At 72.4% G+C, this 23,433-nt stretch carries 20 protein-coding genes; 6 read left to right on the forward strand and 14 right to left on the reverse strand.

From position 1 onward, the window contains the following. Positions 1-84 precede the first annotated feature (84 nt). From cheB to LZ198_RS12235, 6 genes are read right to left on the reverse strand one after another with little or no spacing between them, the layout of a single operon-like run. Positions 85-1,155: a chemotaxis-specific protein-glutamate methyltransferase CheB gene (gene cheB, locus LZ198_RS12210; RefSeq protein ID WP_253972103.1), complete on the reverse strand. Its 1,071-nt coding sequence runs from the start codon at positions 1,153-1,155 to the stop codon at positions 85-87. Further along, positions 1,152-3,299, reverse strand: coding sequence for a hybrid sensor histidine kinase/response regulator (locus LZ198_RS12215; protein WP_253972104.1), 2,148 nt, complete (start codon positions 3,297-3,299; stop codon positions 1,152-1,154). The genes cheB and LZ198_RS12215 overlap by 4 nt, the downstream gene beginning before the upstream one ends. After that, positions 3,299-4,942 carry a methyl-accepting chemotaxis protein gene (locus LZ198_RS12220; protein WP_253972105.1) on the reverse strand — a complete coding sequence of 548 codons (1,644 nt, stop codon included), beginning with the start codon at positions 4,940-4,942 and terminating at the stop codon, positions 3,299-3,301. Before LZ198_RS12220 ends, LZ198_RS12215 begins: the two co-directional genes overlap by 1 nt. After that, positions 4,939-5,550, reverse strand: coding sequence for a chemotaxis protein CheW (locus LZ198_RS12225; RefSeq protein WP_253972106.1), 612 nt, complete (start codon positions 5,548-5,550; stop codon positions 4,939-4,941). The genes LZ198_RS12220 and LZ198_RS12225 overlap by 4 nt, the downstream gene beginning before the upstream one ends. A 43-nt stretch (positions 5,551-5,593) precedes the next feature. Further along, positions 5,594-7,366: a CheR family methyltransferase gene (locus LZ198_RS12230; RefSeq protein WP_253972107.1), complete on the reverse strand. Its 1,773-nt coding sequence runs from the start codon at positions 7,364-7,366 to the stop codon at positions 5,594-5,596. Further along, positions 7,363-7,848, reverse strand: coding sequence for a chemotaxis protein CheW (locus LZ198_RS12235; protein ID WP_407667417.1), 486 nt, complete (start codon positions 7,846-7,848; stop codon positions 7,363-7,365). Before LZ198_RS12235 ends, LZ198_RS12230 begins: the two co-directional genes overlap by 4 nt. Positions 7,849-8,146: 298 nt before the next feature. Here LZ198_RS12235 and LZ198_RS12240 point away from each other — a divergent pair, with 298 nt between their 5' ends. Then, positions 8,147-8,650 (forward strand): VOC family protein, encoded by a 504-nt coding sequence (locus tag LZ198_RS12240; RefSeq protein ID WP_253972108.1) that lies wholly within the window; start codon positions 8,147-8,149, stop codon positions 8,648-8,650. A gap of 10 nt (positions 8,651-8,660) precedes the next feature. Here LZ198_RS12240 and LZ198_RS12245 read toward each other — a convergent pair whose 3' ends face one another. After that, entirely contained in the window at positions 8,661-9,194 is a 534-nt protein-coding gene (locus tag LZ198_RS12245) for a hypothetical protein (RefSeq protein ID WP_253972109.1), read from the reverse strand. 123 nt (positions 9,195-9,317) lie between these two features. Further along, positions 9,318-11,153 (reverse strand): CHASE domain-containing protein, encoded by a 1,836-nt coding sequence (locus LZ198_RS12250; RefSeq protein WP_253972110.1) that lies wholly within the window; start codon positions 11,151-11,153, stop codon positions 9,318-9,320. Between the two features lie 211 nt (positions 11,154-11,364). On the opposite strand from LZ198_RS12250, the gene LZ198_RS12255 reads away from it, so the two are divergent. Both LZ198_RS12255 and LZ198_RS12260 read left to right on the forward strand, forming a co-directional pair. Next, positions 11,365-12,954 (forward strand): phytoene desaturase family protein, encoded by a 1,590-nt coding sequence (locus LZ198_RS12255; protein WP_253972111.1) that lies wholly within the window; start codon positions 11,365-11,367, stop codon positions 12,952-12,954. A gap of 100 nt (positions 12,955-13,054) precedes the next feature. Beyond that, entirely contained in the window at positions 13,055-13,921 is an 867-nt protein-coding gene (locus tag LZ198_RS12260) for a hypothetical protein (protein ID WP_253972112.1), read from the forward strand. Here the strand turns inward: LZ198_RS12260 and LZ198_RS43195 are convergent. After that, positions 13,912-15,642, reverse strand: coding sequence for a methyl-accepting chemotaxis protein (locus LZ198_RS43195; protein ID WP_267145466.1), 1,731 nt, complete (start codon positions 15,640-15,642; stop codon positions 13,912-13,914). The genes LZ198_RS12260 and LZ198_RS43195 overlap by 10 nt on opposite strands. Before the next feature lie 377 nt (positions 15,643-16,019). On the opposite strand from LZ198_RS43195, the gene LZ198_RS12270 reads away from it, so the two are divergent. Next, on the forward strand, positions 16,020-16,208 hold the full coding sequence (locus LZ198_RS12270) for a CsbD family protein (protein WP_253972113.1): 189 nt from the start codon (positions 16,020-16,022) through the stop codon (positions 16,206-16,208). A gap of 106 nt (positions 16,209-16,314) precedes the next feature. Here the strand turns inward: LZ198_RS12270 and LZ198_RS12275 are convergent, their stop codons facing one another. Beyond that, positions 16,315-16,473, reverse strand: a complete 159-nt coding sequence (locus tag LZ198_RS12275) for a hypothetical protein (RefSeq protein WP_174453945.1) — start codon at positions 16,471-16,473, stop codon at positions 16,315-16,317. 622 nt (positions 16,474-17,095) lie between these two features. Here LZ198_RS12275 and LZ198_RS12280 point away from each other — a divergent pair. Further along, positions 17,096-18,019 carry a universal stress protein gene (locus tag LZ198_RS12280; protein ID WP_253972114.1) on the forward strand — a complete coding sequence of 308 codons (924 nt, stop codon included), beginning with the start codon at positions 17,096-17,098 and terminating at the stop codon, positions 18,017-18,019. Positions 18,020-18,062: 43 nt separating this feature from the next. Next, entirely contained in the window at positions 18,063-19,922 is a 1,860-nt protein-coding gene (locus tag LZ198_RS12285; protein WP_253972115.1) for an ABC transporter ATP-binding protein, read from the forward strand. A 12-nt stretch (positions 19,923-19,934) separates the two neighbouring features. Here the strand turns inward: LZ198_RS12285 and LZ198_RS12290 are convergent, their stop codons facing one another. The 4 genes from LZ198_RS12290 to LZ198_RS12305 form a co-directional block, all read right to left on the reverse strand. Next, on the reverse strand, positions 19,935-20,810 hold the full coding sequence (locus LZ198_RS12290; RefSeq protein WP_253972337.1) for a Uma2 family endonuclease: 876 nt from the start codon (positions 20,808-20,810) through the stop codon (positions 19,935-19,937). 121 nt (positions 20,811-20,931) lie between these two features. Continuing rightward, entirely contained in the window at positions 20,932-21,510 is a 579-nt protein-coding gene (locus tag LZ198_RS12295; RefSeq protein WP_253972116.1) for a type 1 glutamine amidotransferase family protein, read from the reverse strand. 29 nt (positions 21,511-21,539) lie between these two features. Continuing rightward, positions 21,540-21,869, reverse strand: a complete 330-nt coding sequence (locus tag LZ198_RS12300; protein WP_253972117.1) for a hypothetical protein — start codon at positions 21,867-21,869, stop codon at positions 21,540-21,542. 79 nt (positions 21,870-21,948) lie between these two features. Then, positions 21,949-23,301, reverse strand: coding sequence for a hypothetical protein (locus LZ198_RS12305; RefSeq protein ID WP_253972118.1), 1,353 nt, complete (start codon positions 23,299-23,301; stop codon positions 21,949-21,951). Positions 23,302-23,433: the final 132 nt, after the last annotated feature.

The raw sequence follows: 23,433 nt of genomic DNA on the forward strand, positions 1-23,433 counted from the left end.
TTCTGGATATTGACATCGCTCGGACGGGAGGCCATTCCGGACCCGGCGCGTCGGCCCCGACGATTCACTACTGGATGGTGGGGTTCACGCCGGCTGCGGCCCATCCCGGACGGCGAGCAGGAGTCGCGAGGGCAAGGCCGCCAGGGAGACCACCTCGTCCGCCAGCCCCGCCCCCACCACCACGCCCGGCATGCCGTAGACGATGGAGGACTCCTCGTCCTGCGCCAGCACGCGCCCCCGGGCACCGTGCAGCTCACGGATGCCCTCCAGGCCGTCCTGCCCCATGCCCGTGAGGACCACGGCCAGGGCCTCCGCTCCGTGCGCGCGGGCCACCGACCGGAACAGCCACGTCGCGGACGGGCGGAACCCGTTGATGGGCGCCGCGTTGGACACCTGCGCGCGCCCCTCGACGATGCCCAGGTGGCGGTCGTCCGGCGCCAGGTAGACGTGCCCCGGGAGCAGCACCTCGCCGTCCTCCGCCACGCGCACCGGCAGCGGCCCCGCGGTCGCGAGCCACGACGCCAGGCCCTGGCTGAAGCCGAGCGCGATGTGCTGCACGACCAGCAGCGGCGCCGGGAAGTCCGCGGGCAGCTCGGAGAGGAGCCGGAACAGCGCGGCCGGTCCTCCCGTGGACGCGGCGAGCGCCACCACCCGCGCGCGGGTCGACGTGGGCTCGGGCGTCGCGGCTGGCGGAGGGGGGGCGGCCGGGGTCGGCGCGGCGACGCGGTCCGGCCAGCGGCGCACCACCTTCACCTCGGCCATGGCCTTGAGCGTGTCCCGCAGCCGGCGGCTCTCCGCGTCGAAGTCCGGCGACTCCGGCCCCACGGGCTTCTGAAGCACGGCGAGCGCGCCGGAGCGCAGCGCGGCCATGGACGTCTGGATGTCGCGCTCCACCAGCGTCGACACCACGACGACGGGGGTGGGCGTCTCCGTCATGATGCGACGGGTGGCGTCCAGCCCGTCCATGCGCGGCATCTGGATGTCCATCGTCACCAGGTGCGGCCGCAGCCGCTGCGTGAGGTCCACCGCCTCCACGCCGTCCTTCGCCTCGCCCACGACCTTCAGTCCGGGGTCGGCCCGGAGGATCTCCACCAGCAGCCGGCGGGCGGTGGGGGAGTCCTCGGCCACCACGATGCGCAACGGTTCGGTCCTCATAGCAGTCGTCTCAGGGTCTCCAGCAGGCTCGTCGGGTCGAATGCGCTCTTCACAAGATAGGCACTGGCGCCAGCTTGCAGCCCGCGCGCCTTGTCCTCCGGGCGTCCGCGCGCCGTGACGAGGACGATGGGCAGCCGTCCGAAGCGCGGCGAGGCCCGCACCGCCTCCGTGAGGGCGATGCCGTCCATGCGAGGCATCTCCACGTCCAGGACGAGCGCGTCCGCGCCGCTCGCCTGCAGCCGCTCCCAGGCCTCGGCGCCGTCCGCGCACGCGACCACGTCGTAGCCGGCGCCCTCCAGGATGCTCTGCTCCAGCGCCCGCGTGGTGGGCGAGTCGTCCGCCAGCAGCAGGCGCCGTCGCGTGGCGCGGGTCGCCGGGCTGGGGAACAGCGACGCGGAGGGCCGCCCCCCCGCCGCGCGCACCAGCGACGCGGGGTTGAGCAGCAGCGCCAGCCGTCCGTCCGGCAGCACCGCCGCCGCCGCCACGTGTCGTGCCCGGCGCACCCGGGGACCGAGCGCCCGCACGAGCGCCTCCTGCTCCGCCACCACCTCGTCCACCACCAGCGCCGCGCGCGCCGTGCCCGCCTCGAGCACCACCGCGCCCCGGCGTTGACGGGGCGGCCCCGGTGGCAGGCCCAGCACGTCCGCGAGCGACGCCAGCGGCACCAGCGCGTCCCCGGCCACCCACGTGGGGCGCCCCTCGACTTCTCGCACCTCGTCGGGTGACAGCCGCACCAGCCGCGCCACGCCCTCGCTGGCGAGCGCGAGCGTCTGGCCTCCCGCCGACACCAGCAGCACCCGCAGCGTGCTGAGCGTGAGGGGCACGTCCAGCGTGAAGCGCGCCCCCTGGCCCTCGCGCGAGGACACCTCCACCGTGCCGCGCAGGGCCTCCACCTCCGCGCGCACCACGTCCAGGCCCACGCCCCGCCCGGCCACCTCCGTCACCTTCGCGGACGTGGACAGGCCGGAGAGGAAGGCCAGCCGCGCGGCCTCCGAATCGTCGTCGGGCGCCTCGAGGCCCCGGGCCCGCGCGCGCTCGCGCAGGGCGCCGAGGTCCAGGCCCCGCCCGTCGTCCTCCACCGTCACCTCCACGCGGTTGCCGCGCAGCCGCGCGGACAGGCTGACGCGGCCCTCCTCGGGCTTGCCCGCGCGGCGGCGCGCCTCGGGTGTCTCCAGCCCGTGCGCCACGGCGTTGCGCACCAGGTGCAGGAGCGGTTCCCGCAGGGACTGGAGCAGCGAGCGGTCCAGCTCCAGGGCGCCGCCGTGGATCTCCAGGCGCACCTGGAGGCCTTCGGCGCGGGCCACGTCGCGCGCGGTCCGCTCCAGGCCCGCGCAGCCCTCGACGAAGGGCAGGGTGCGCGCGCGGCGGACCTCGTCGTCCACGGTGGTGGCCACGCCGCCCAGCGTCCGCCGGTCGGCGGCCAGCTCACGGGCCACGCGCGCCAGCTCCGACTCGGCCCGGCGCAGCGCCGTCTCGCCCTCCGTCCCACGCACCACCTCGCGCAGGCGCACCAGCTCCTCGCGCACCGTCTCCAGCGTCTCCGCCCGTCCCTCCAGCCGCAGGGCCGCCACCCGCAGCTCCCCGCTGCGGTACAGCAGGGCGTCCAGCTTCTGCGCGGACACGCGCACCGGCAGCGTCTCCCCCGCCGCGGGGGGCGGAGGTGGGAGCGGGGCGTCGGCGGGGGCGCGCTCCTGGGGCGCCGGGGCCTTCGGGGGAGGGGGCGCATGGGGCGGCGCCGCGGGGGTGCCCGAGGCCGCGCGCTCCAGGTCGGGGAGGAGCGCCTCGAGCGGAGAGCCGGCCAGCTCCTGCTTCGCGCCCAGGCGCCGGCCCGCGTCGTCGAGCGCGTCCACGGCGGCGAAGCACACTTCGTACAGCGCGGGCGGCGCGGTGCGGCCGTCGCGCAGCGGCTCCAGCACCTCCTCCAGACGGTGGCACGCCGTCTCGACGAGGCTGGCGCTGGCCGCGCGCGCCGCGCCCTTCACGCTGTGCAGCGTGCGCAGCAGCGAGGCCACGCGCTCCGGCGCACGGGGGGTGCCCTGCTCGCGTTCCAGCGCGAGCAGGTCGCGGTTGAGCGAGACCACGTGGCCCTCGAGCTCCTCGAGGAACGTGGCCAGCAGGGCCTGGGCGAGCCGGTCGCGGTCCATCAGCGCCCGTACTCCTCCAGCAGGTTCTTGAGCTTCTGGCCCATGGCGTTGATGTCCTGCATGGCGCGCTCGGTCTGTCGCGAGGACAGCAGCCCCTGCTGCGTGGCCTGGTTCACGTCGTGCATCGCCTGTCGTATCTGCGCGATGCCGGTGGCCTGCTGGTTGGCGGAGGCGGCGATCTGCGCGGCGGTGAGGGAGGCCTGCGCGAGCAGGTCGGACAGCGTCTGGATGGTGGCGCCCGCCTCGGAGACGATGCGGGTGGCCGCGGCCACGCTCTTGGTGCCCTCCTCGGTGGTCATCACCGCGCCGTGGGTGGCCTTCTGTATCTGCCCCAGGATCTGGCGCACCTGCCCGGTGGCCTTCTTGGACTGGTCCGCGAGCGCCTTCACCTCGGAGGCGACCACCGCGAAGCCCCGGCCGTTCTCCCCGGCGCGGCTCGCCTCGATGGAGGCGTTGAGCGCGAGCATGTGCGTCTGCTCGGAGATGTCGTTGACGGTGGTGATGATGTCGCCGATGGCCTGCGCCTGCTCCGCGAGCGCGAGGATGCGCGAGGCGATGGACTCCACCTGCTCGCGCACGGTGCCCATGGAGGAGACGGCCTCCTCGACGGCGCGCCGCCCGCTGCGGCCCACCTCCTCCGCGTGGCGGGCGGAGTCGCTGACGTTGCGCGCGCGGCCGGCGGCCTCCTCGGACGTCTTGGTGATCTCCTCGATGGTGCTCACCGTCTCCGTCACCGCGCTGCCCTGCTCCTGCGCGCCGGCGACCTGCTCCGTGGTGCTGGCGAGGATTTCGGAGCTGGCGCTGGCCAGCTGGTTGACGAACTCCGCCACGGTGCGGAGCGTGTGCTCGCGTTGGTCGGCCTGCCGGGCGATCTGCTCCTCGGACTGCTGACGTCGCTCGGCCATGGCGTTGAAGGAGCGGGCCAGCTCCGCCGCCTCGTCGCGGCCCTTGAGCTCGATGCGGTAGTCGAGCTTGCCCAGCCCGAGCTGCTCGGCGCCCACCATCAGCTTGCGCAGCGGGACGGTGATGCTGCGGGTGATGAGGTAGCTGCCCACGGCGACGATGACCACGCCCAGCACGGTGCAGATGGCCAGCGCCCACAGGATTTGCTGGGCGGTGCTCCGCGCGGCCTCGGAGTGCTCCGTCCAGTCCTCCTGCTCGTCCGCGAGCATCTCGTTCACGAGGTCGCGCAGGTCGTCCATGATCTGCTTCCCCCGGTTGCTGCGGACGACGGCCAGCGCCGCGTCCAGCCCCTTCTCGCGACGCAGCCGGATGCCCTCCTCGAGCAGCGAGAGGCGGGCGGTGATGAGGGGCTCGAGCCGCACCAGGCGGTTGCGCTGGGCGGGGTTGGAGGCCAGCGCCTGCCGCAGCTGGGTGATGTCCTGTTGCAGCGTGGAGACGGCCTGCTCGTACGGCTCCAGGTAGGACTCCTCTCCCGCGAGCAGGAAGCCCCGCTGGCCGGTCTCCGCGTCGATGACGAGCGAGCGCACCTCGCGCACCAGGCGGAAGTTCTCGTGGGCCTTGAGCAGGCCCTCGGTGGTGGCGGTGAGCTGGCGCGCGCCCTGGAAGGCCACGGCGCCCAGGACCAGCAGCACCAGCAGGGACAGCCCGAAGCCGACCGCGATGCGGTTGCCGATGTTCATACGACTCCTTCGTCGGACAGGTCGAACGTGAGGCGGCCGTCGGCGAGCAGCGCGGCGCCCTCCAGCAGGAGGACGCCGTCGCGCTCGGCCGCGAACACCAGCCCGGCGGCCTCGTCGGCCAGGGTGGCGGGAGGGGGCAGCAGGTCCTGGCTGGACACGAGGGTCACCTCCTCCACCTCCTCCGTGCGCACGCCCAGCTCGGGCTGGTCCTTGCCCACGACGAGCAGGGGACCGGTGCTGTTCGTCGGCGCGCGCCCGAAGAGGGGGGCCAGCTCCACCACGGGGAGCACGCCCCCGTGGAGCAGCGTGAGCCCGCGCAGCGCGGGCGGCGCACCGGGAAGCGGCACGACCTCCGACGGGCGGACGACCTCCAGCACGAAGCGGGACTCCAGGGCATACCGCTGGCCCGCGGCGCGGAAGCGCACCACCTCGCGCAGGGTGCCCGGCGCCAGCTCGGGCGAGGGGGGGCGCGCGAGCTCCCGCGCCCGTTCATCGAGCAGCGCCGAGGCCGCCTCGGGGGAGAGCGTGTCTCCTTCCTCGTGCGCGGCGGCCAGTCGCCCGAGCCGCGCGCGGGCCGCGTCCCAGTCGATGCCTTTCAGGGAGGCCATCAGCGGGGCTCACCGTGGTTCGAGGCGCGCTCGTGGGCTGACATCAGGGCACCTCGCCGGGGGAGACGGAGGACTCCCATCGCTCACGCTCGGCTCGGGCGATGCCCGCGAGCATGCCGGCGCGCTCGCCGTCGCCGAGCGGCAGGGGCGTGTCGGAGGGAAGGGCTTCGCACAGCGCCTCGGCTTCGTGCAGGGCCTTGAGGGCGCCGGGCGTATCGCCCAGGCGTCCCAGCACGCGCCCCAACACCAGCCACGCGACCGCGAGCGTGGGCTCCAGGTACAGCGCCTGTCGCACCGCGCGCTCCGCGTCCGGGAACCGCCCCTGGCCGAGCAGGAACAAGGCCTCGAGGTAGCGCAGCTCGGGGACGAGGGGATGTCGCGAGGCGGCCTCGGCGCTGGCGTAGAGCGCCGCCTGGGCGTCGAGGTTCGCGATGGCGCGCACCGCCTCGGCGGCCACCGAGGGGTCCTTGTCCAGCGCGCCCATGCGCGTCGCCGCCTCGTGCCAGTCCCCGCGCTCCAACGCGCGTCGCGCGCCCTCCCTGTCCGAGAGCGTCGGGCTCCGCGTCGAGGCCTCGGGACGGCCGGAGGGCGCCGTCGAGGCGGGTGCGGCGCCGCTCCCGCCGCCAGCGCGAGGCAGCGTCGCGCCCCGCGTGTCGTCGGGCCTCCTGGCGTCGCGGGCGGTGTCGGGGGTCACGCCGCTGAACAAGGCGCCCTTGCTCCCGTTCGGGACACGCCCGGGGAGGGCGCCGCGCGCGGAGCGCCCCGCATCACCAGCGGCGCCCTTCGTCCCACCGCCGAGCGGAGCGGGCCTGCTCCTCGGGCCCGGCCGAGCGCTGGTGACCGCGCGCGCGAGCTGCTCGGCATCGGCGGGTCGGTGGTCGACGTGGGTGGACGGAGCCCCCATGGGAGCGCCGGCCGCGCCGTGCGCCGCTTCCTTCCCGAGTCCCTGGAGGTCGACCGGCGCCGAGAGGGGCACGGCCACCACGGCGCCCGCGCGTGGGCGGCGGTAGAGCACGCCCCATTCGGTGAGGAGGGTCTCGAAGGGCGCGAGTCCACCCAGGGGCGGGTCGGACGGGCCCATGAACAGGTAGCCGCCCTCGTCGAGCGCGTCATGGAGGCGCCGGGCCACGGCGGCGACGGTGGCGGGGTTGAAGTAGATGAGGACGTTGCGACAGAAGATGACGTCCAGCTTCCAGATGCCGCTGTCGGCGGAGGGCCACGTGTCGAGCGCGAGGTTCAGGTAGCTGAAGCGCACGGCCTGCTTCACGTCCTGGGAGAGGAGGTAGTGACGCCCTTCCTGCTGGAGGTAGGGCCGCATCCGGTCCGCCCAGGGGCCGCGCAGGGACCACTCGCCGTACTGCGCGCGCCGGGCGCGGTTGAGCGCGGCGCGGGACACGTCCGACGCGTGCACCTCCATGCGGCCGCCCCAGCCCTCGTTCATCAACAGGGCCGCCATGGAGTACGGCTCCTCGCCGGAGGCGCAGGCGGCGCTCCACAGGCGGATGCGCCGGGCCGGCTCGAAGCGCTCGCGCAGCTCCGGGAGGATGACGCGGCGCAGGTGCTCGTAGTGCTCGGGGGTGCGGAAGAAGTACGTCTCACCGATGGTCAGCTCGGTGAGCAGGTCATCCATCGCGGCGGGGTCCGCGGTGATGCGGGCGCGGTACGCGTCGAAGTCGGAGAGGCCCGCGCGGGCCATGGCGCGGCTGATGCCCTCCTCGGCGGAGGCGGGGCAGCTCGGCGAGGACAGGCCCGCGCGCTCCTCCACCAGGGCCAGCACGGAGGGGAACCCGGGGTGGCTCCACGTCGCGTGGCTCACGACGGGGTCTCCGGCGCGGCGAGCGCGGCGTCCAGCTCCAGGCTCTCGGCCTCGGAGAGGAAGGTTCGCAGGTCGTGCACGAGGACCAGCCCGTCCTCGAGCTTGGCGGCGCCCGCGACCAGCCCCACGCCGGGCAGCTCGCGAGGCGTCTCGTCCCACTCACCGGGCGCCAGCACGCGCAGTCCCTCCGCGCGGTCCACGCGCAGGGCCACCTGCCGGGGGCCGGCGCTCGCGATGATGAAGTGGTCCGAGGGGGAGAGCGGGCGGGGACGATGTCGGAACCGGCGTCGCAGGTCGAGGACGGGCAGCAGCGCGCCGTGCAGGTTGAGCAGCCCTTCCACGACGGCGGGAGCCCGGGGGAGGGGCGTCAGTCGCGCGGCGCGGACCAGCTCCCGGACGTCCTCGGTCGGCAGCCCGTAGCGTTGGCCCTCCAGCGTGAACAGCAGCACCTCGCGCGGCGCGGACTCCATGGAGAGGGACATAGATGGTGCGCTGCGGGCTGTGGAAACGCGCCGCGCGTCCTCTCCGGAAGATGTCCACCAGTGCGCACTGGCGCCGTCGTCCGCGGACGCCTGTCGACCGCCGAACAGGACGAGGAAGCCGGAGCCCGTCTCCACGCCGCGCCTCTTCATCGGAAGGGGGCGGGTCCGCCGCGTCCCCTCGCACGGAGGCCAGGCACGTGGACGAGCTGCGGGTCGGAGGCGCGGAGGCAGGGCGCGGTAGCGTGCCGGCCACGTCCACCCTGCCCAGCTTTGCCTTCCCACGTCCCTGGAGGTCTCCATGGCAGCCCGATTCCAGCGCATCACGCCGTTCCTCTGGTTCACCAGCGCGGAGACGTTGGAGGGCGCCGTCACGCTCTACACCTCGGTCTTCGAGGACTCCCGCATCCTCACGCGCACGCACTACACGAAGGAGAGCGCGCAGCCGGGAGGCCAGCCGGTGGGCGCGTTGATGACGATGGCGTTCCAGCTCGCGGGGCAGGACTTCGCGGCGATCAACGGCGGCCCGCACTTCACCTTCAACGAGTCCATCTCGTTCGTGGTGAACTGCGAGACGCAGGCGGAGCTGGACCGCTACTGGTCGCGTCTGTCCGAGGGCGGCGACGAGAAGGCGCAGCAGTGTGGCTGGCTCAAGGACCGCTTCGGCGTGTCGTGGCAGGTGGTGCCCGTGATGCTGCCCCAACTGCTCGCCTCCACCGCGCCGGAGAAGGCGCGCCGCGTGATGGAGGTGCTGCTGAAGATGAAGAAGCTGGACATCGCGGAGCTCCAGCGCGCCGCGGGGTAGGGGAGCCAGCTCAGGGGCTCTCGATGCTCAGCGTGGCCGGGCCCCGCTGGAACGTCAGCCCCCAGGGCGTGGCGCAGGCCAGCAACTGCTCGGCGAGCGGGAGGATGACGACGAACCTCACCCGCATCCCCTCGTACCGGCCGGCGGTGACGAAGCCGGCCGTGATGAAGATCTGCGACAGGGTGTCGAAGTCGAAGTCCAGCTCCACGCCGTTGAGGGACAGCTCGGAGCCCTCCGCGTCGGCCCAGACGATGGTCGCGGTGGTGGGGCTCGGCGCCACCGTGCACAGCGCCTCGGTCAGGAAGGCGCTCTCGTAGAGGGTGGCCGTCTGGCGGGTGCCGTCGTCGAAGGTGCAGGTCGTGTAGTCGTGACGGCCCAGGTACTGCGAGTCGCGCGGTTCGGTGAATCGGAGGCCCGGCTCGTAGCGGTTCGTCGCCTTGCCCTCGCAGCGCACGTGCTCCTCGGCCCGGACGTCCGCGGGGACCAGCAGTCCGGCGACGAGTCCGACGGCGAGGAACACTCCAAGACATCCGTGGTTCACCATGAGACAGCCCTCCCGATTCACGCGGCGGACTCTTCCCTGTCACCTGTCCCCGGACCATCGCCGCGCGGTGGGAGAGCGTGTCGTCCCCCGGACTCGCGGGGAGGCCACACGCGCCGCCAGCGGTCAGTGCAGCGGCGGTCCCGGGGGCTGCGGCGGAGGCGGAGGTCTCGAGGCGCCATCCCCCGGACCCGAGAGCGGCAGGGTGACGGTGAAGACGGAGCCTTGTCCGGGGCGGCTCTCGACGGCGATGCGTCCCCCGAGCGCCTCGACGAGCTGGCGGGTGATGAACAGGCCCAGCCCCAGGCCGCCGTAGTGGCGGCTGGAGACGGCGCGCTCGAAGCGGTCGAAGATGCGGCGCGCGTCCTCGGGCGCGACGCCGATGCCCCGGTCCTCCACCTCGAGCCGGGCCACGTCCGTGTCGCCCCGCACGCGGACGTCCACCGGGGCCCCGTGCCCGTACTTGAGCGCGTTGGACACCAGGTTGGTGATGACCTGCTCCAGCCTGAGGCGGTCCCATCGGCCGAGGATGCGCTCGGAGGCGTCGACGGACAGTCGGACGCCCGCCGCCTGGGCCTCCGACTCGAAGCGCTGCGCCAGCTCGCGCACCACCTCGCCCAGGTCCAGCTCCTCCAACTGCAACTCCATCCGCCCGCTCGTCAGCCGCGACACGTCCAGCAGGCTGTCGATGAGCTGGGAGAGCCGCGTCGTCTGTCGCTCGCATGTCTCCATGCTCCGCTCCAGTCGCCCCGCGTCGAGCCGGGCCTCCTGGCGCAGTTGACGGAAGAGCAGCTGGAGCTGGAGCTTCAGGGACGTCAGCGGCGTGCGCAGCTCGTGCGCGGCGACGCTGAGGAACTCGTCGCGCACGCGCACCGCGGCCTGGGCCTCGCTCGCCAGTCGCTGATGGTCCAGCCCCGCGCGCTCCGCGGAGGCGCGGGCGTTCACCTGGGCGCGGATGACGAGGAACAGCAGCAGCGACATCACCACCCCTCCCAGCGCCACCGTGGCCGGAAGGCTGGAGTGCGTCCCGCTCATGAAGGCGCTGCGCGCCTCGAACACCAGCGTCCACGGCTCGCCCGCCATGTTCACGACGAGCTGCTCGCGGGGGAGCTCCGGGTGGCTGGGGGGCTCCGTCAGCGGAGGGCCATACAGATGGGCGTTCGGGCGGATGCCACGACCGTCGTAGATGCTCAGGTCGATGGTGGTCTGGAAGCCCGGGAAGCGCAGCCCGTCCACCAGGTCCTTCATGCGGAAGGCGCCGTAGACGAAGCCCTGGATGAGGGCGCGCCGTTGCGCCAACGTCGTGGGCTCGGGGGTGTGGGCGGCGTGGGTCTCGTAGACGGGCACGTAGAGCAGGAAGCCCGCCTGCGCGGCCTCGTCGCCGTCGCGCTCCGTCACCAACTCCACCTTGCCGGTGGCCGACGGCCGTCCCGTCTCCAGCGCGCGCAGCAGCGCCTTGCGCCGCACCGGCTCGGAGAACATGTCGAAGCCGAGCGCCCCGGCGTTGCGCTCGGTGAGCGGCTCGACCATCTCCACCACCACCGAGTGGGAGGCCCCGCTCGGCGGCCAGACGCGGAACTGGGGGAAGCCCTCGGAGCGGATGCGGGCCTCGTAGGCGGGGCGCTGGTCGGCGTTCAGCCACTGCGCGTAGCTGAGGCTCAGGATGCCCGGGTAGCGCCGGGGGACCTCCAGGCTCTCCGTGTACGCGCGGAACTCCCGCCGCTCCACCTCCTGGCTGCTGCTGAACACCCCGCGCGTGCCCAGCAGCATGGCCTGGTACGTGTCCATGCGCTGCTGGAGCGCCAGGGCGCCGTCGGTGACCGAGTCGTTGAAGAGCTGCTCGCGCCGCATCCCCACTCCTCGCAGGACGTAGGCCGTGGCGCCGGCCGTCAACAGGAGCCCCGTCAGCAGGGCCCCATAGGCGGCGGCGTTGCGGCGCAGGTGGAGGAGGGGTGTCGGCACGGCGTCGGAGAGGCAGTCCCCACGAGGAGAACCGGAGAAAGGGCCGGGAGGACGACGGCTTCGAGCTTCGAGTGCGTCCGCGCCCCCTTCAAGCCGTCCCCGTCCGGCGTGTCCTCCAGGTGAAACGCCAGCGTCGGAAACACAATCCCGCCCCGCTCGTCTGCATGGCGGACACTGCAACGGCTGCCCGCTCGGGGCATGCTGGGGAGCCATGGTGCGTCACGTCATCGTCGTGGGAGCCGGACCGGGTGGGTTGTCCGCCGCCATCAACCTGGCCGGACAGGGCCTGCGGGTCACCGTGGTCGAAAAGGACGCCGTGCCCGGTGGGCGGATGAAGGGCCTGACGCTCGGGCCCCGGGGCGAGTACGCGCTCGACACCGGGCCCTCCATCCTCCAACTGCCCGGGGTGCTCGAGCAGATATTCCGGCGCGCGGGCCGGCGGATGGAGGACTACGTGAAGCTCGTCCCCCTGGACGTCAACACGCGTGTCCACTTCTGGGATGGCACCCACCTGGACACCAGCCGACACCTGGCTCGCATGGAGGCGGAGGTGTCGCGCTTCGGCCCCGGCCAGGTGGAGGCGCTGCGCCGGTGGTTGGAGGAGGGGCGCGCGAAGTACGGCATCGCCTACGAGAAGTTCATCTGCACCCACGCGGGGGACCTCGGGTACTACGCGCCCTGGCGGCTGGCGCCCACGCTGCGCTTCAAACCGTGGCAGACGCTCTACCGGCACCTGGACTCCTTCTTCCACGACGACCGGCTGACGTACGCGCTGTCGTATCCGTCGAAGTACCTGGGGCTGCACCCCACGACGTGCTCGTCCGTGTTCAGCGTGATTCCGTTCCTGGAGCTGGCCTTCGGCGTGTGGCACGTGGACGGCGGCTTCCGCGAGCTGGCGCGGGGGATGAAGCGCTGCGCGGAGGACCTGGGCGCGACGTTCCGGATGGGCGCCCCGGTGGAGCGCGTGCGGGTGGAGGCGGGCCGCGCGGTGGGCGTGAAGCTCGTGGGCGGCGAGGTGCTGGAGGCGGACGCGGTGGTGGTGAACGCGGACCTGCCCTACGCGGCGACGAGGCTGGTGCCCGCCGAGGCGCGCGAGGGCTCGCGCCTCACCGACGCCGCGCTGGAGCGCGCGAAGTACTCGTGCAGCACCTTCATGGCCTACTACGGCCTGGACACGCGCTACGCGGACCTGCCGCACCACCTCATCTACCTGTCGGAGGCCGCGCGGCGCACGGACAGGGACGCGCTGGAGGACCGGCACGTGGACGTGGACGACCCGCCCTTCTACGTGTGCAACCCCTGCGTGACGGACCCGTCCGGCGCGCCGGAGGGCCACTCCACGCTGTACGTGCTGGTGCCCACGCCCAACACCGCGAGGGACGTGGACTGGGCGAAGACGGAGGCCACGCTGCGCGAGCGCATCCCGGACATGCTCGCGAAGGTGGGGCTGAAGGGCGTGCGTCCGCACATCCGCGAGGAGCGCTACTTCACCGCGGAGACCTGGCGCGACGAGTTCAACGTCTTCCGGGGCGCCGTCTTCAACCTCTCGCACACGTGGCTGCAATTGGGGCCGTTGCGGCCCCGCGTGAAGAACCCGGACGTGCAGGGGCTCTACTGGGTGGGCGGCGGCACGCACCCGGGCAGCGGCCTGTTGACCATCATGGAGAGCGCCAACATCGCCGCGGACTACCTGACGCGCGAGGCGGGGCAGGGGCCGCTGCCGGGCTGGCCGTACGTGCCGCCGCTGGAGCCGCCCTCCGAGCCGACGGTGGAGGTGCTGCCCCGGGCCCGCGCGGGCTGAGGCCCCTCTGCCCACCGTGCGGCCGGTGAGGACCCGGCTCGCGCGGGGGCGGGACGGATGCGAAGCTGTCTCCCGGTCCCGCGTGGTCGGAGGAGTCCGCATGCCCATCTTCATCCCTTTCGCCGTCGGCGGCCTGGTGCTGACCGCGCTGGGGCTCGGCGTGAAGCGGGTGCTGGGAGAGGGCGTGGGGCCGCCGGACGCGCCCGAGGTGCGCCAGGCGCGCGAGCGGCACGCGGCGGCGCTGGCCGCGCTCAAGGTGGCCCGGCTGCGCGTGCGTGACGGCGTGGTCGCGTATGGCGACCGGCAGGCGCGCGCGAAGGCGGAGGTGTTGGAGCCCTTCCGTGGGTTGATGTCACGGCTGGAGCGGTGGGAGCAGGCGCGGCGCGAGGACGTGCTGTCGCCCGGGGCGCGGGAGGTCCTGGAGGTGCTCTCCCCGGAGCCCGTCTCCCGCGCCGCGCGGCGCTGCTGGCCGTTGTGGGGCGTGGGCTCGAGCGTCCCCCCGGCGACGGCGCCGCTCCTGGACTACCTGGAGCAGGGCTGGCTCCAGGAGGACGGGCCGCGTGTCCTCGTGGAGGGCAGTTGCCTGTTCACGGCCGCCGCGCCCTGGGCCTCCCAGCCGCCCGAGGGCCTCGAGGCCAGGGTCCAGGCGCTGGAGGCCGGCGCGCGCGCGCTGGCGCGGGCCACGGCCTTCCTGGAGGATTTGCGCAGGCGGCTGGAGGCGTTGGACGCGTGTGTCGCGGCGCTGCAGGCGCGCGCGGCCGCGCAGCTCGCCTACCTGGACGCGCCGAGCTTCGAGTCGGGCGGCGAGGAGCCCCGCGAGCGCCTGCGCAGGCTGGGTGTCCTCACGGGGACGCTGCTGCTCCTCCTGCGCGCGCCGGTGCTGGACGGCGAGGGCCGGCTCGCGCCGCTGCCGCCCGCCTCGCCGGACGCCGAGCCCGTGGCGCACGAGCCCGTGGCTCAGACGTAGCGCTGGGCCAGCTTCGACACCTGGTTGGTGGCCTGGGTGACGGCGGAGGCCGCCTGCTGCGTGGTGTCCAGGTGGCGCAGCGTGTCCGTGGTCAGCTCGTCCAGCTCGCGCACGGCGGCGAAGAGCTGGTCGACGCCCTGGTGCTGCTGGGCCACGGCCTCCGCGATTTGGCGCACGGCGGACGCGGACTCGCGCGACAGGGTGGCCAGCTCGCGCAGCCGCTCGCCGCTGGCGCGCAGCGGGGCCAGCGCCGTCTCCACGCCCTCGGCGCCCCGGTCCGTCATCTCCGTGGCCTGCGTGGCCGCGGACGCCATCGTCTCCAGCAGGACGCGCACCTGGTTGGTGGCCTGGACGGACTGGTCCGCCAGCTCGCGCATCTGCCGCGCGACGACGCCGAAGCCCTTGCCGTGCTCGCCCGCGCGCGTCGCCTCGATGGCGGCGTTGATGGCCAGCATGTGCGACTGGTCCGCCAGCGCCTTCACCACCTCCGACACGCGGCCCACCTCGCGGGCGCGCTGCTCCAGGTCCTGCATCTGCGTGTGCAGGCCGCTGGTGATGTCGCGGATGGAGGACAGGCCCTTCGCGGTGCCCGCCAGCGACTCCTCGCCCAGCTTGCCCAGCGACGCCGCGCGGTCCGCCACCTGGAGGATGCTGGTGGCGCGCGAGGCGGCCACGTGGGACGCCTGTTGGATCTCCTGCGCGGTGGCCCGCGCCTGGTGCAGCGCCGCCGCCTGCCGCGACAGCGTCTGGTTCTGCTCGTTGCTCGCCGCCGACAGCCGCGTGCCCGCCTGGGCCAGGTCTCCCGCGGACGTGCTCAACGAGCGCGGCAGCTCCTGCAGTCGCTGGTACAACTGCCACGTCGTCGCCGCCAGGTCGCCCACCTCGTCGGACGACACCCACTTCGGCGGCGCCGCGCGGCCCTCGACCAGCGCCTCCAGCGACGCGCCCACCGCGCGCGAGCCCCGCGCCAGCCGGCGCGCCGCCCACGCGGCGGTGATGATGGAGCCCAGCGCCGCGTAGCCACCGAACATCACCACCGGCACCACCAGGTCGCGCTGCAGCGGGGCGATCTTCGCGCGCACGCGGTCCGCGGACGCGCCCTGGCCTCCGGTCTCCAGCGTCTTCGCGAGCGCGCCCATCTCCCGCTCCACGCGCAGGTTGAGCGTCACGATGCTCGTCAGGCACGTCACCAGCAGCGCGGACACCACCGTCGCCGGCAGCAGCCACAGCTGCCGGGGCGCGAACCCCTCTCCGGCGGGCCGCGTGCTCGGCGCGCGCTGGTACGCGTCCAGCATCGTCGGCATCAGCACCTGCTCGTAGAGCATGTACAGCAGCGGGCTGCTGAACAGCCCCGCGCTCACCGACACCGCCACGCCCAGCGGCACCGCCGACCAGGGCCGGTCCAGCAGCAGCGCCACGCCGCCGTTGAACAGCACCCCGCCGATGAACCACGAAATCATCGACTCGATGAAGGCCAGCCGCGACGGGAGGCGGACCAGCCGCGACACGCGCAACAACCCCTCTGAGGCGAGCGCCTGCTTCAGCAGCCACGGCATCACCACCACCGGCTGCACCACCGCGCACAGCCCCAGCACCAGCGGCGTGATGATCCCCAGGAGGATGCGCATGGCATGGTCCCCCGTGAGGTCCAACAGCTGCATGTCCACGTACAGGGCCGGGCAGAAGGCCACCGTCGTGATGAGGGACCGCAGCAGGTACATCCGTCCAAACAGCGCGCCGAGGGTCGGGAGCGGGGGAGTGGACATCGGGAAGCGTTGGCTCCGGGGTGGCAGTGACCTCAGAGTGCGGGGTGGAGGGCCCCCCGTCAATGTCTCGGTTCACTCCGGGAGGAGGATTCCAGCCCTGGGCACCCTTTCGTCACGCGCCGCGTCCCCATGGACTCGCGCTGCGTTTCTGGCGCTGCGCTGTCTGTGTCGGGGGGTGTAGGCCGAAAGAGGAGGAAGTCAGGGATTGAGGTGCGAGCCCGCGCCGCTCCGAGGGCGAGCGGGCGGGCGGGCCGCGCCTGCCAGCCGCCGGGCGCATGGCCACGTTCAACACGTCACGGCTCGTATGAGCTCACAACCCGAGGAGACGCGTCATGGGTGAGTTGATCGACAAGGCCAAGGGGAAGATGAAGGAGACGACGGGCGCCGCGACGGGCGACCGCTCCCTGGAGGCCGAGGGCAAGGCCGACACGGCCAAGGGCCACATCAAGGAGAAGTTCGAGGACGCCAAGCGCGCCATCAAGGACGCGGTGGACGGCGACAAGCCTCGTCGTGGCGAGTGATTCGTGATGACAGGTGTTGCTGGATGGAGAGACGCGGGTCGCGAGGGGAGTCCTCCCCGCCGCGGCCCGCGGTGTCTCTGGATGTCTGCCTCGCCCCCTGCCGCCGCTAGCGTTTCGCCGCCGGCGGACACGCCACTTCGAGGAACGTGGTGGTCTTCCCGCTGAGCATCACCCACAGGCAGCGCAGCACACAGCCCGCGCCGAACTCTCGATAGATGAGACCCAGGTTGGTGACCACCTCTCGTCCGGTGATGACCCCGCGCATTGGCCCTCCCCCTTCTTCAGCTTCCCGTCCGTCCCGCCACCCACCGCGCCGTCGTGGCTCCTCTTTGCAAGGCGCTGGCCGACCTCCGCGTGGCCGTGGGGCGTCGCTCTGTCGCTCTCCGGACGTGCCAAGCGCGCCAATCCCCGTCCCGGGATGCACGTCGGGATGGGCTCGCGTGTGATACGGATGGCGGCCCTCTGGAGATTTTTCAGGGAGGCCGTCGTGCGTGTGACGCACCCCTCCTCCCCGCGCGCAGCGGGGGCTCGGGCTCCCGCTCCCCTTCGCGCGCCGCCCGCAGCCGTCGCGTCGGTGTCGCGCGCCACCCTCACCGCGGTGCGAGGCGTGCGTCCGTGCGAGTCCGTGAGGTCGTGCTCGGGGTGATGGCGCGGGTGGGCCGGAGGGCTGTCTCGCCTGGCCGTGCTCGCGGCGTCCCCGCATGACGCACGTGGCAATTGAGCGCGAAGCCCCAATCTTCGAGAGGTGTGGGCGCGCGGGTGTCCCCGGGGGGCGTCGGCTGCCTGGGCGGAAGCGGCGCGTGCGTGCCCGGGCGCGCGGTGCGGCGCACCGTGACGCCGGGGCGTGAATCCTAGGGAGTGCGGGAGGTGGAGAGGAGGGTCTCGTGATGAGGCAGCAAGAGCTGACGCGGATGGAATGGCCGTTGTTGTCGCCGGGGCCCGCGCGAGGTCCCCGGGGGATGTCGCGCGTCCTGGTGGCGACGGACTTCTCGCTGCGCGCGGAGCTGGCGCTGGCGAGGGCGCTGCGCCTGCCGCTCGGGCAGGGCGCGCTCTTCACGGTGTTGCACGTAGGGGCGCCCCTGGAGGGTCCTCCGGGGGGCGCGGTGGCGGGCGAGCGCTGTCTGCGCAAGGCGACGACGGCGGTGTGTCGACGCCTGCGTCAGCGGCCGGACGTCACGGTGCGCGAGGACCTGCGCCGGGGTGACGTGGTGGACGTGGTGGTGGCGGCGGCGCGCGAGCAGTCCATGGAGCTGGTGGTGCTCGGTCGGCCCCACGTGACGTACCCGGTGCGCGAGCTGTCGGCCTCGTCGCACGTGCGGCGGTTGGTGCGGGGGCTGGGTTCGTCGGTGCTGGTGGTGGTGCCGCATCCGGTGCGGCCGTATGCCCGGCCGCTGGTGGCGGTGGACTTCTCGCGCGAGTCGCGGCGGGCGCTGGAGCTGATGCTGCGCATGTGCCCGGGGACGCCGGTGGACGTGTTGCACGTGGTGGACACGCGCGAGGAGGACGCGCTGCGCCTGTCGGGCGCGCCGGTGGAGCGGTGGCTGTTGGCGCGGCAGGGGCGCGAGGACGCCGCGCGGGTGGCGCTGGGACGCTTCCTGGCGCCGTACCGGGAGACGGGCCGGGTGCTGGAGGCCCGGCTGCGTGGCGGAGAGCCGGGCGAGGGCATCGTCGCCGAGATGTCGGAGCGGGGCTCGGACCTGGTGGTGTTGGGGCAGGCGTCGGGGCCGGGCATCTCCGGTGTGGTGGAGCGGGTGCTGGCCCACGCGTCGTGCGACGTGCTGGTGTCGCGGCATCCGGCCGCGGTGGCTTGAGGAGTCGAGCGCGGACACGGTGAGCGCGTTATGAACGCGCCCCGTGTCTCCTCGCCCTCCCGAACCCATCGCCGCGCCCAAATCCCTCAAGGACCGTCTGAAGAACGCCGGGAGCCTGTTCCGGCAGTTGCCTGGCACGTTCCGCATCTTCTGGCAGGCCAGCCCGCGGGGCGCGGTGCTGCTGGGGGCGTTGACGCTGGTGGCGGCGGTGCTGCCGGCGGCCATCGCCTGGGTGGGCAAGCTCATCGTGGACACGGTGGTGGCGGCGGCGCAGGGCTCGGTCGAGGCGCGCGCGCGTGTCTACGGGCTGGTGGGGCTGGAGTTCGGGTTGATGCTGGGCTCGGCGGTGGTGGACCGGGGGCTGACGCTGACGCGGGAGCTGTTGCGCGCCAACCTGGGCAACCTCCTCAACGAACGAATCCTCCAGAAGGCGCTGGCGTTGGAGCTGCAGCACTTCGAGGACTCTGACACCTACGACAAGATGCAGAACGCGCGGCGCGAGGCGAGCAGCCGGCCGTTGTCGCTGGTGATGCAGGCGTTCTCCATCGTCCGCAACGCGATTACGTTGTCGACGTTCGCGGCGCTGTTGATTGCGTTGTCGCCATGGAGCGTGGTGGTGCTGATGGCGGCGTCGATTCCGGCGTTCATCGCCGAGGCGCGCCTGGCGATGGAGGGCTTCCGGCTGTACTCGTGGCGCGCGCCCGAGGGCCGCAAGCTCAACTACCTGGAGTGGATCCTCACGCGGGACAGCCACGTGAAGGAGGTGAAGCTGTTCGGCCTGGGGGAGCTGGTGTTGGGGCGCTACCGGGAGCTGTTCCAGAAGTTCTTCCTGGAGGACCGGGCGCTGGCGTTCCGGCGGATGGGGTGGGGGTTGGGGTTGGGGTTGTTGTCGCTGGCGGCGTTCTACGGCTGCTACCTGTTCGTCGCGGGGCGCGCGGCGGGGGGGCACATCACCGTGGGCGACATGGTGTTGTATTTGGGTGTGTTCCGTCAGGGGCAGGCGGCGTTCCAGGGCATCCTGACGAGCGTGGGTTCGATGTTCGAGGACGCGCTCTTCATGAGCAACCTCTTCACGTACCTGACCATCCCCACGGGGCACGAGGCGACGCGGATGTTGCCGGCGCTGTCACCGGAGCGGGGCCGGGACAACGCCATCGAGCTGCGCGACGTGTCGTTCCGCTATCCGGGCAAGGAGGCGTGGGCGCTGCGCAACGTGTCGCTGACGCTGCGGCCCGGGCAGAAGCTGGCGCTGGTGGGGGAGAACGGCGCGGGCAAGAGCACGCTGGTGAAGCTGCTGTTGCGCCTGTACGAGCCGACGGAGGGGACCATTCTGTATGGCGGCGTGGACATCCGGGACATGACGGTGGAGGACCTGCGCAGCCGCTTCGGGGCGGTGTTCCAGGACTTCGTGCGCTACCAGTTCAACGTGGCGGAGAACATCGGCCTGGGACACGTGCCGGCGTTGGAGGACCGGGGGCGCATCGCGCAGGCGGCGGAGGAGGGTGGGGCGAGCGCGGTCATCGCGGCGCTGCCGAAGCAGTACGACACGATGCTGGGGGGCTGGTTCGAGAAGGGGCAGGAGCTGTCGTCGGGGCAGTGGCAGAAGCTGGCGGTGGCGCGCGCGTTCATGCGGGACGACGCGGAGGTGCTCATCCTGGACGAGCCCACGGCGAGCATCGACGCGGAGGCGGAGCACGCGTTGTTCGAGCGGTTCCAGGCGCTGGCGGCGGACCGCATCGCCATCGTGATTTCGCACCGCTTCTCGACGGTGCGGATGGCGGACCAGATCGCCGTGCTGCACAACGGTGGCGTGGAGGAGCTGGGGAGCCACGATGCGCTGATGGCGAAGGACGGGCGCTACGCGCACCTGTTCCGTCTGCAGGCGCGCGGGTATCGGGACTGAGGTGGGCGGCGGTCATGTCCGGCCGCCGCGAAGTCGCTCCAGCTCCGCGAGGGCCTCGGCGAGGCGCCGTTCGGTATCCTCGCCGCGTCGTTCTGCCTCCTCGCGACGCCGGGTCTCCTCCTCGCGCAGCCGTGTCTCCTCCTCGCGACGCCGGGTCTCCTCCTCGCGCAGGCGTACCTCTTCGGCGTACCGCTGCTCGAGTTCCGAACGGTTCGCCTCGCTCCGCTCCATCATGTGTTCGAGGCGGGCAATCATCTCCTGGGCTTCGGGGAGCGCGGCGCCGCCACGGTAGAAGCGCAGCCGCTCATCCTCTACCTGGAGTTCCAGCCCGAGGACCTCGGAGCCGTAGCACCCGTGCTGCGGCAGGATGGGGCGGTAGACGCGGCGCTCCTTGTCGAGCCTCCATCCACTCAGGCGAAGCCGGGCTCGGTCGAAGATGAAGTACTCATGGATGCCGAGTCGGGCGTAGCGCTCGACATTGCGTTCCATGTCCTTGCGCCGCTCGCCCGCGTAGACGATCTCCACGGCCAGGTCCGGGCCTTTTCCTTCGGCGCTCACGACCCAGCTCATGCGGGAGTGGAGTTCCACATCCATCACGGCGATGACATCCGGAGCGAACATCGCCTCGCCCGGGTAATACACGGGAAGCTCACTTCCCAGGTACACCTTCCGGCCGATGCGGGAGAAGAAGCTCCCCAAGACCTCGCGAGCTCGAATCTTCGCCTCGAAGTGGGGGTCCCCTTCGGGCGGATTGGCTTCCGAGACAGGGAACTCCGAGGGCAACTCCTCGACGATGCGAGTCCTCTCCTCGGGTGAGAGTTGGTCCCAGAGCTCCTGTGGAGGAGCCCGAGGGTCATCGGGATCGATTCGATACGGGATGGGCGCCATGGGACCTCCCCGAGAGTAGGTCGTGGATCCCTGAAGGCCAAGCCTCGGTGAAGCGCTGTCTTGTCCAGTGAGCATCGTCATGCTCGGCTGGATGCAGCTCTTGTTCCACCAACGCGTGGACTCACCCGGGCAGGTACTCGCGGGCGAAGTCTCGGCGGAACTCTCCCAGGGATGCGGTTGCGTCGGGGTGCAGCAACTGGAGCACCTCGACGGCGAACGTCATGGGCGCGCTCCCGGAGGCGGTGACGATGCGTCCGTCACGGACCGCTTGCGCCGAGTGCCGGTAGTGAGCGCTCCCGCCGTAGCCCGCCGCGTGTCGTTGGAGGAACTCGAGCGCGTTGCTCGTGTGCGCCCGCTCGTCGAGCAGGCCCGCGCGTGCCAGCGCGAGCGTGGCGCCACAGATACCCGCCACCACGAGTCCGCGCTCTGCCGCGCGACGCAGGATGGACGACAGGTCCGGGGCTTCGGACGTCTGCCACAGTGGCGAGCCAATCAGGACCAGCGCATCGGCTCGTTCGAGCACCGAGACATCCAGCGCGCCGTCCACCTGCGCCTTCATGCCGCCCATCGAGGGGACAGGCTTCCCGTCCAATGACAGCCACGACACCTCGTCCTTGAACTCCTCCCGGGCGCAGGCCGCGAGCAGCGCGGGCTCCCAATCCGCGAAAGGGTCGACCAGGACGAACGAGATACGGGCCACGAGTGTGCTCCTTGAAGAGGCCGCGCACTCTATTCGGGTTCGATGACCTCCAGGTCATCGAGTTCGAGCCCATGCGAGGGGCGGAGCCAGAACGTCCCACGACCCTCGGGTGTCCATCCCACGCTTCTCGCGAGCAGGATGACCGCGCGGACATGGTGGGGCAGCGCGGCGGCGCAGTCCGTCATCCCGACTCCCTTGCTCACCAGCTTCACGGACAGGACGGGGCCCACGGTGTGTGGGTCCTGTCCCTTGAACCAGACACGCACCCCGACGACGCGGCGGCCCTGCGTGTAATTCCAGTCGCCGACCCAGGCGTACTCGCGGTCATCGACGACGATCTTCCGGTGCTTCTTCTCCATGCGCCGCTCCTCGGGTCTTGTCCCTCGCACACGGAGACCGGCACTCCCGCGAACCGGACCTGACTTTCGTTCGGAGCCGTCAGGGGTGAGGTGTCGGTGAGAGCGCCTCGGGGGCCCGGAGAACCAGGTCTCCGGGTCGAGGCCCCGCGTTGGCGCGCCAGCCGGGGGCCAGCTCCAACACCCAGCCCTCGCCTTCCCAGCGGGCATCTCGGGGCTCTGAGCGGGGCGCGTTCACCGTGGCCGTCTTCCAGTCCGAGGAGAGGAGCACGTCGGCGGTCGCGGTGAGCGAGCCCCATGTGTCGACGATGCGAGCGCCGGGATACACCGTGCCGTGCTCGCCGAGCGGGATGAGCTCCCCGGGGTTGAATTGGATCCGCATGCGGACCAGGGGAAGGTGAAGCACAGGGCCCTCCACCAGCTTCTTGCGCAGCGCTTCGGCGCGGGCCTGGGCGAGGCGCGCCCGCTCGCGTTCGGTCTCGCGCAGTGCGGCGCCTCCGTAGCGTGCTTCGCGCTCGGGGGAAGGCTCGGGCGTGCCCGACCGCAGTGCGTCCTGGAGCAGCGTTCCCAGGTCCGCCCCGGCGAACGCTCGGGCACGCCATCCCTGGGCGCGGGGGCCCGCTTCGTCCAACAGGAGGCCGTAGGCGGGGCCCGAGGCATAGGCGAACGCGCGCACGAAGGAGCTTCGCTTGACGGCATCGTCGAGGTTCTCCAGCGCCAGGGCTCGCCTGCCACGTGCGTCGGTCCCCGCCAGCGCCACGCCCGTGTATTCGGCGAGGCCTTCGTGCTCCTCGAGGAGCCCTTCCGCGACCGCTGCTTCAGGGAAGAGCGCTCGGCGCTCGCGACGGAACACCAGTGCGTCCTCGATGGCGCGGGTGCGGACCGAGGGGGTCGTCGTGCGCAGGGCGGCCGCGAGGGCACGCCATTCGAGTTGCAGCAGCGTGCGGCCCTCGATGCCGTCGAGGTGGGCATTGTCCTTCTCCCGCCCAGGGTGGCCGGAGGTGGTGCGGAGCCGATGAAAAGCCTCGTGCGCGAGCAGGGCCCTGCGACGTGCGGGGGCGTCGGGCAACGGACCTTGGAGCTGGACCCAGGTGGTTCCTGCCCAGGTCAGGGCCGTGTTGGCGATGGTGAGGTCCGAGGGGAACACTCCCACCCAAGGCCCTGTCCCCGCCCCCGTCGGCCAGGTGCTCGCGACGAAGACGCGCGTGACGGGATGGACGACGAGGAGGGGGGCACACAGCGACTGGTTCCACAGTCGCCGTCCCTCGGCGTCACACGTCCGTTGGAACTCCGCGAAGGCCGAGGTGAGTGCCCCCACCTCCAGGACCTCGGGCGCTGGTTTCACCTCGGGCTCGGCTGCGGCCGAGCCGAAGCTCGAGACGCTCATCGCCGCCACAGCCACCCGCGCGAGTCTCACCCGCCGAAGGAGTTTCATCGTGCCGCCCTCCATTGTCGGGCCGACAGTAATACGACGGGCCTCGACAGCAACTCACGAGGAGCGCTACCTCAGCACCGCGCGGACCCCACGTCCTACCCGGGCGTCGACGTCTCGGCCGGGAAACGGCGT

Source organism: Myxococcus dinghuensis (assembly GCF_024198235.1).
In the GTDB taxonomy this organism is placed as follows: Bacteria; Myxococcota; Myxococcia; order Myxococcales; family Myxococcaceae; genus Myxococcus; species Myxococcus dinghuensis.

What these genes read in the sequence shown, in the direction of transcription:
- LZ198_RS12270 (WP_253972113.1), top strand. Translation starts at nt 16,020, where the DNA reads ATGGGTGAGTTGATCGACAAGGCCAAGGGGAAGATGAAGGAGACGACG.
- LZ198_RS12235 (WP_407667417.1), bottom strand. Translation starts at nt 7,848, where the DNA reads ATGTCCCTCTCCATGGAGTCCGCGCCGCGCGAGGTGCTGCTGTTCACG.
- LZ198_RS12255 (WP_253972111.1), top strand. Translation starts at nt 11,365, where the DNA reads ATGGTGCGTCACGTCATCGTCGTGGGAGCCGGACCGGGTGGGTTGTCC.
- LZ198_RS12280 (WP_253972114.1), top strand. Translation starts at nt 17,096, where the DNA reads ATGAGGCAGCAAGAGCTGACGCGGATGGAATGGCCGTTGTTGTCGCCG.
- LZ198_RS12225 (WP_253972106.1), bottom strand. Translation starts at nt 5,550, where the DNA reads ATGGCCTCCCTGAAAGGCATCGACTGGGACGCGGCCCGCGCGCGGCTC.
- LZ198_RS12275 (WP_174453945.1), bottom strand. Translation starts at nt 16,473, where the DNA reads ATGCGCGGGGTCATCACCGGACGAGAGGTGGTCACCAACCTGGGTCTC.
- LZ198_RS12245 (WP_253972109.1), bottom strand. Translation starts at nt 9,194, where the DNA reads ATGGTGAACCACGGATGTCTTGGAGTGTTCCTCGCCGTCGGACTCGTC.
- LZ198_RS12220 (WP_253972105.1), bottom strand. Translation starts at nt 4,942, where the DNA reads ATGAACATCGGCAACCGCATCGCGGTCGGCTTCGGGCTGTCCCTGCTG.
- LZ198_RS12305 (WP_253972118.1), bottom strand. Translation starts at nt 23,301, where the DNA reads ATGAAACTCCTTCGGCGGGTGAGACTCGCGCGGGTGGCTGTGGCGGCG.
- cheB (WP_253972103.1), bottom strand. Translation starts at nt 1,155, where the DNA reads ATGAGGACCGAACCGTTGCGCATCGTGGTGGCCGAGGACTCCCCCACC.
- LZ198_RS43195 (WP_267145466.1), bottom strand. Translation starts at nt 15,642, where the DNA reads ATGTACCTGCTGCGGTCCCTCATCACGACGGTGGCCTTCTGCCCGGCC.
- LZ198_RS12290 (WP_253972337.1), bottom strand. Translation starts at nt 20,810, where the DNA reads ATGGCGCCCATCCCGTATCGAATCGATCCCGATGACCCTCGGGCTCCT.
- LZ198_RS12260 (WP_253972112.1), top strand. Translation starts at nt 13,055, where the DNA reads ATGCCCATCTTCATCCCTTTCGCCGTCGGCGGCCTGGTGCTGACCGCG.
- LZ198_RS12240 (WP_253972108.1), top strand. Translation starts at nt 8,147, where the DNA reads ATGGCAGCCCGATTCCAGCGCATCACGCCGTTCCTCTGGTTCACCAGC.
- LZ198_RS12215 (WP_253972104.1), bottom strand. Translation starts at nt 3,299, where the DNA reads ATGGACCGCGACCGGCTCGCCCAGGCCCTGCTGGCCACGTTCCTCGAG.
- LZ198_RS12300 (WP_253972117.1), bottom strand. Translation starts at nt 21,869, where the DNA reads ATGGAGAAGAAGCACCGGAAGATCGTCGTCGATGACCGCGAGTACGCC.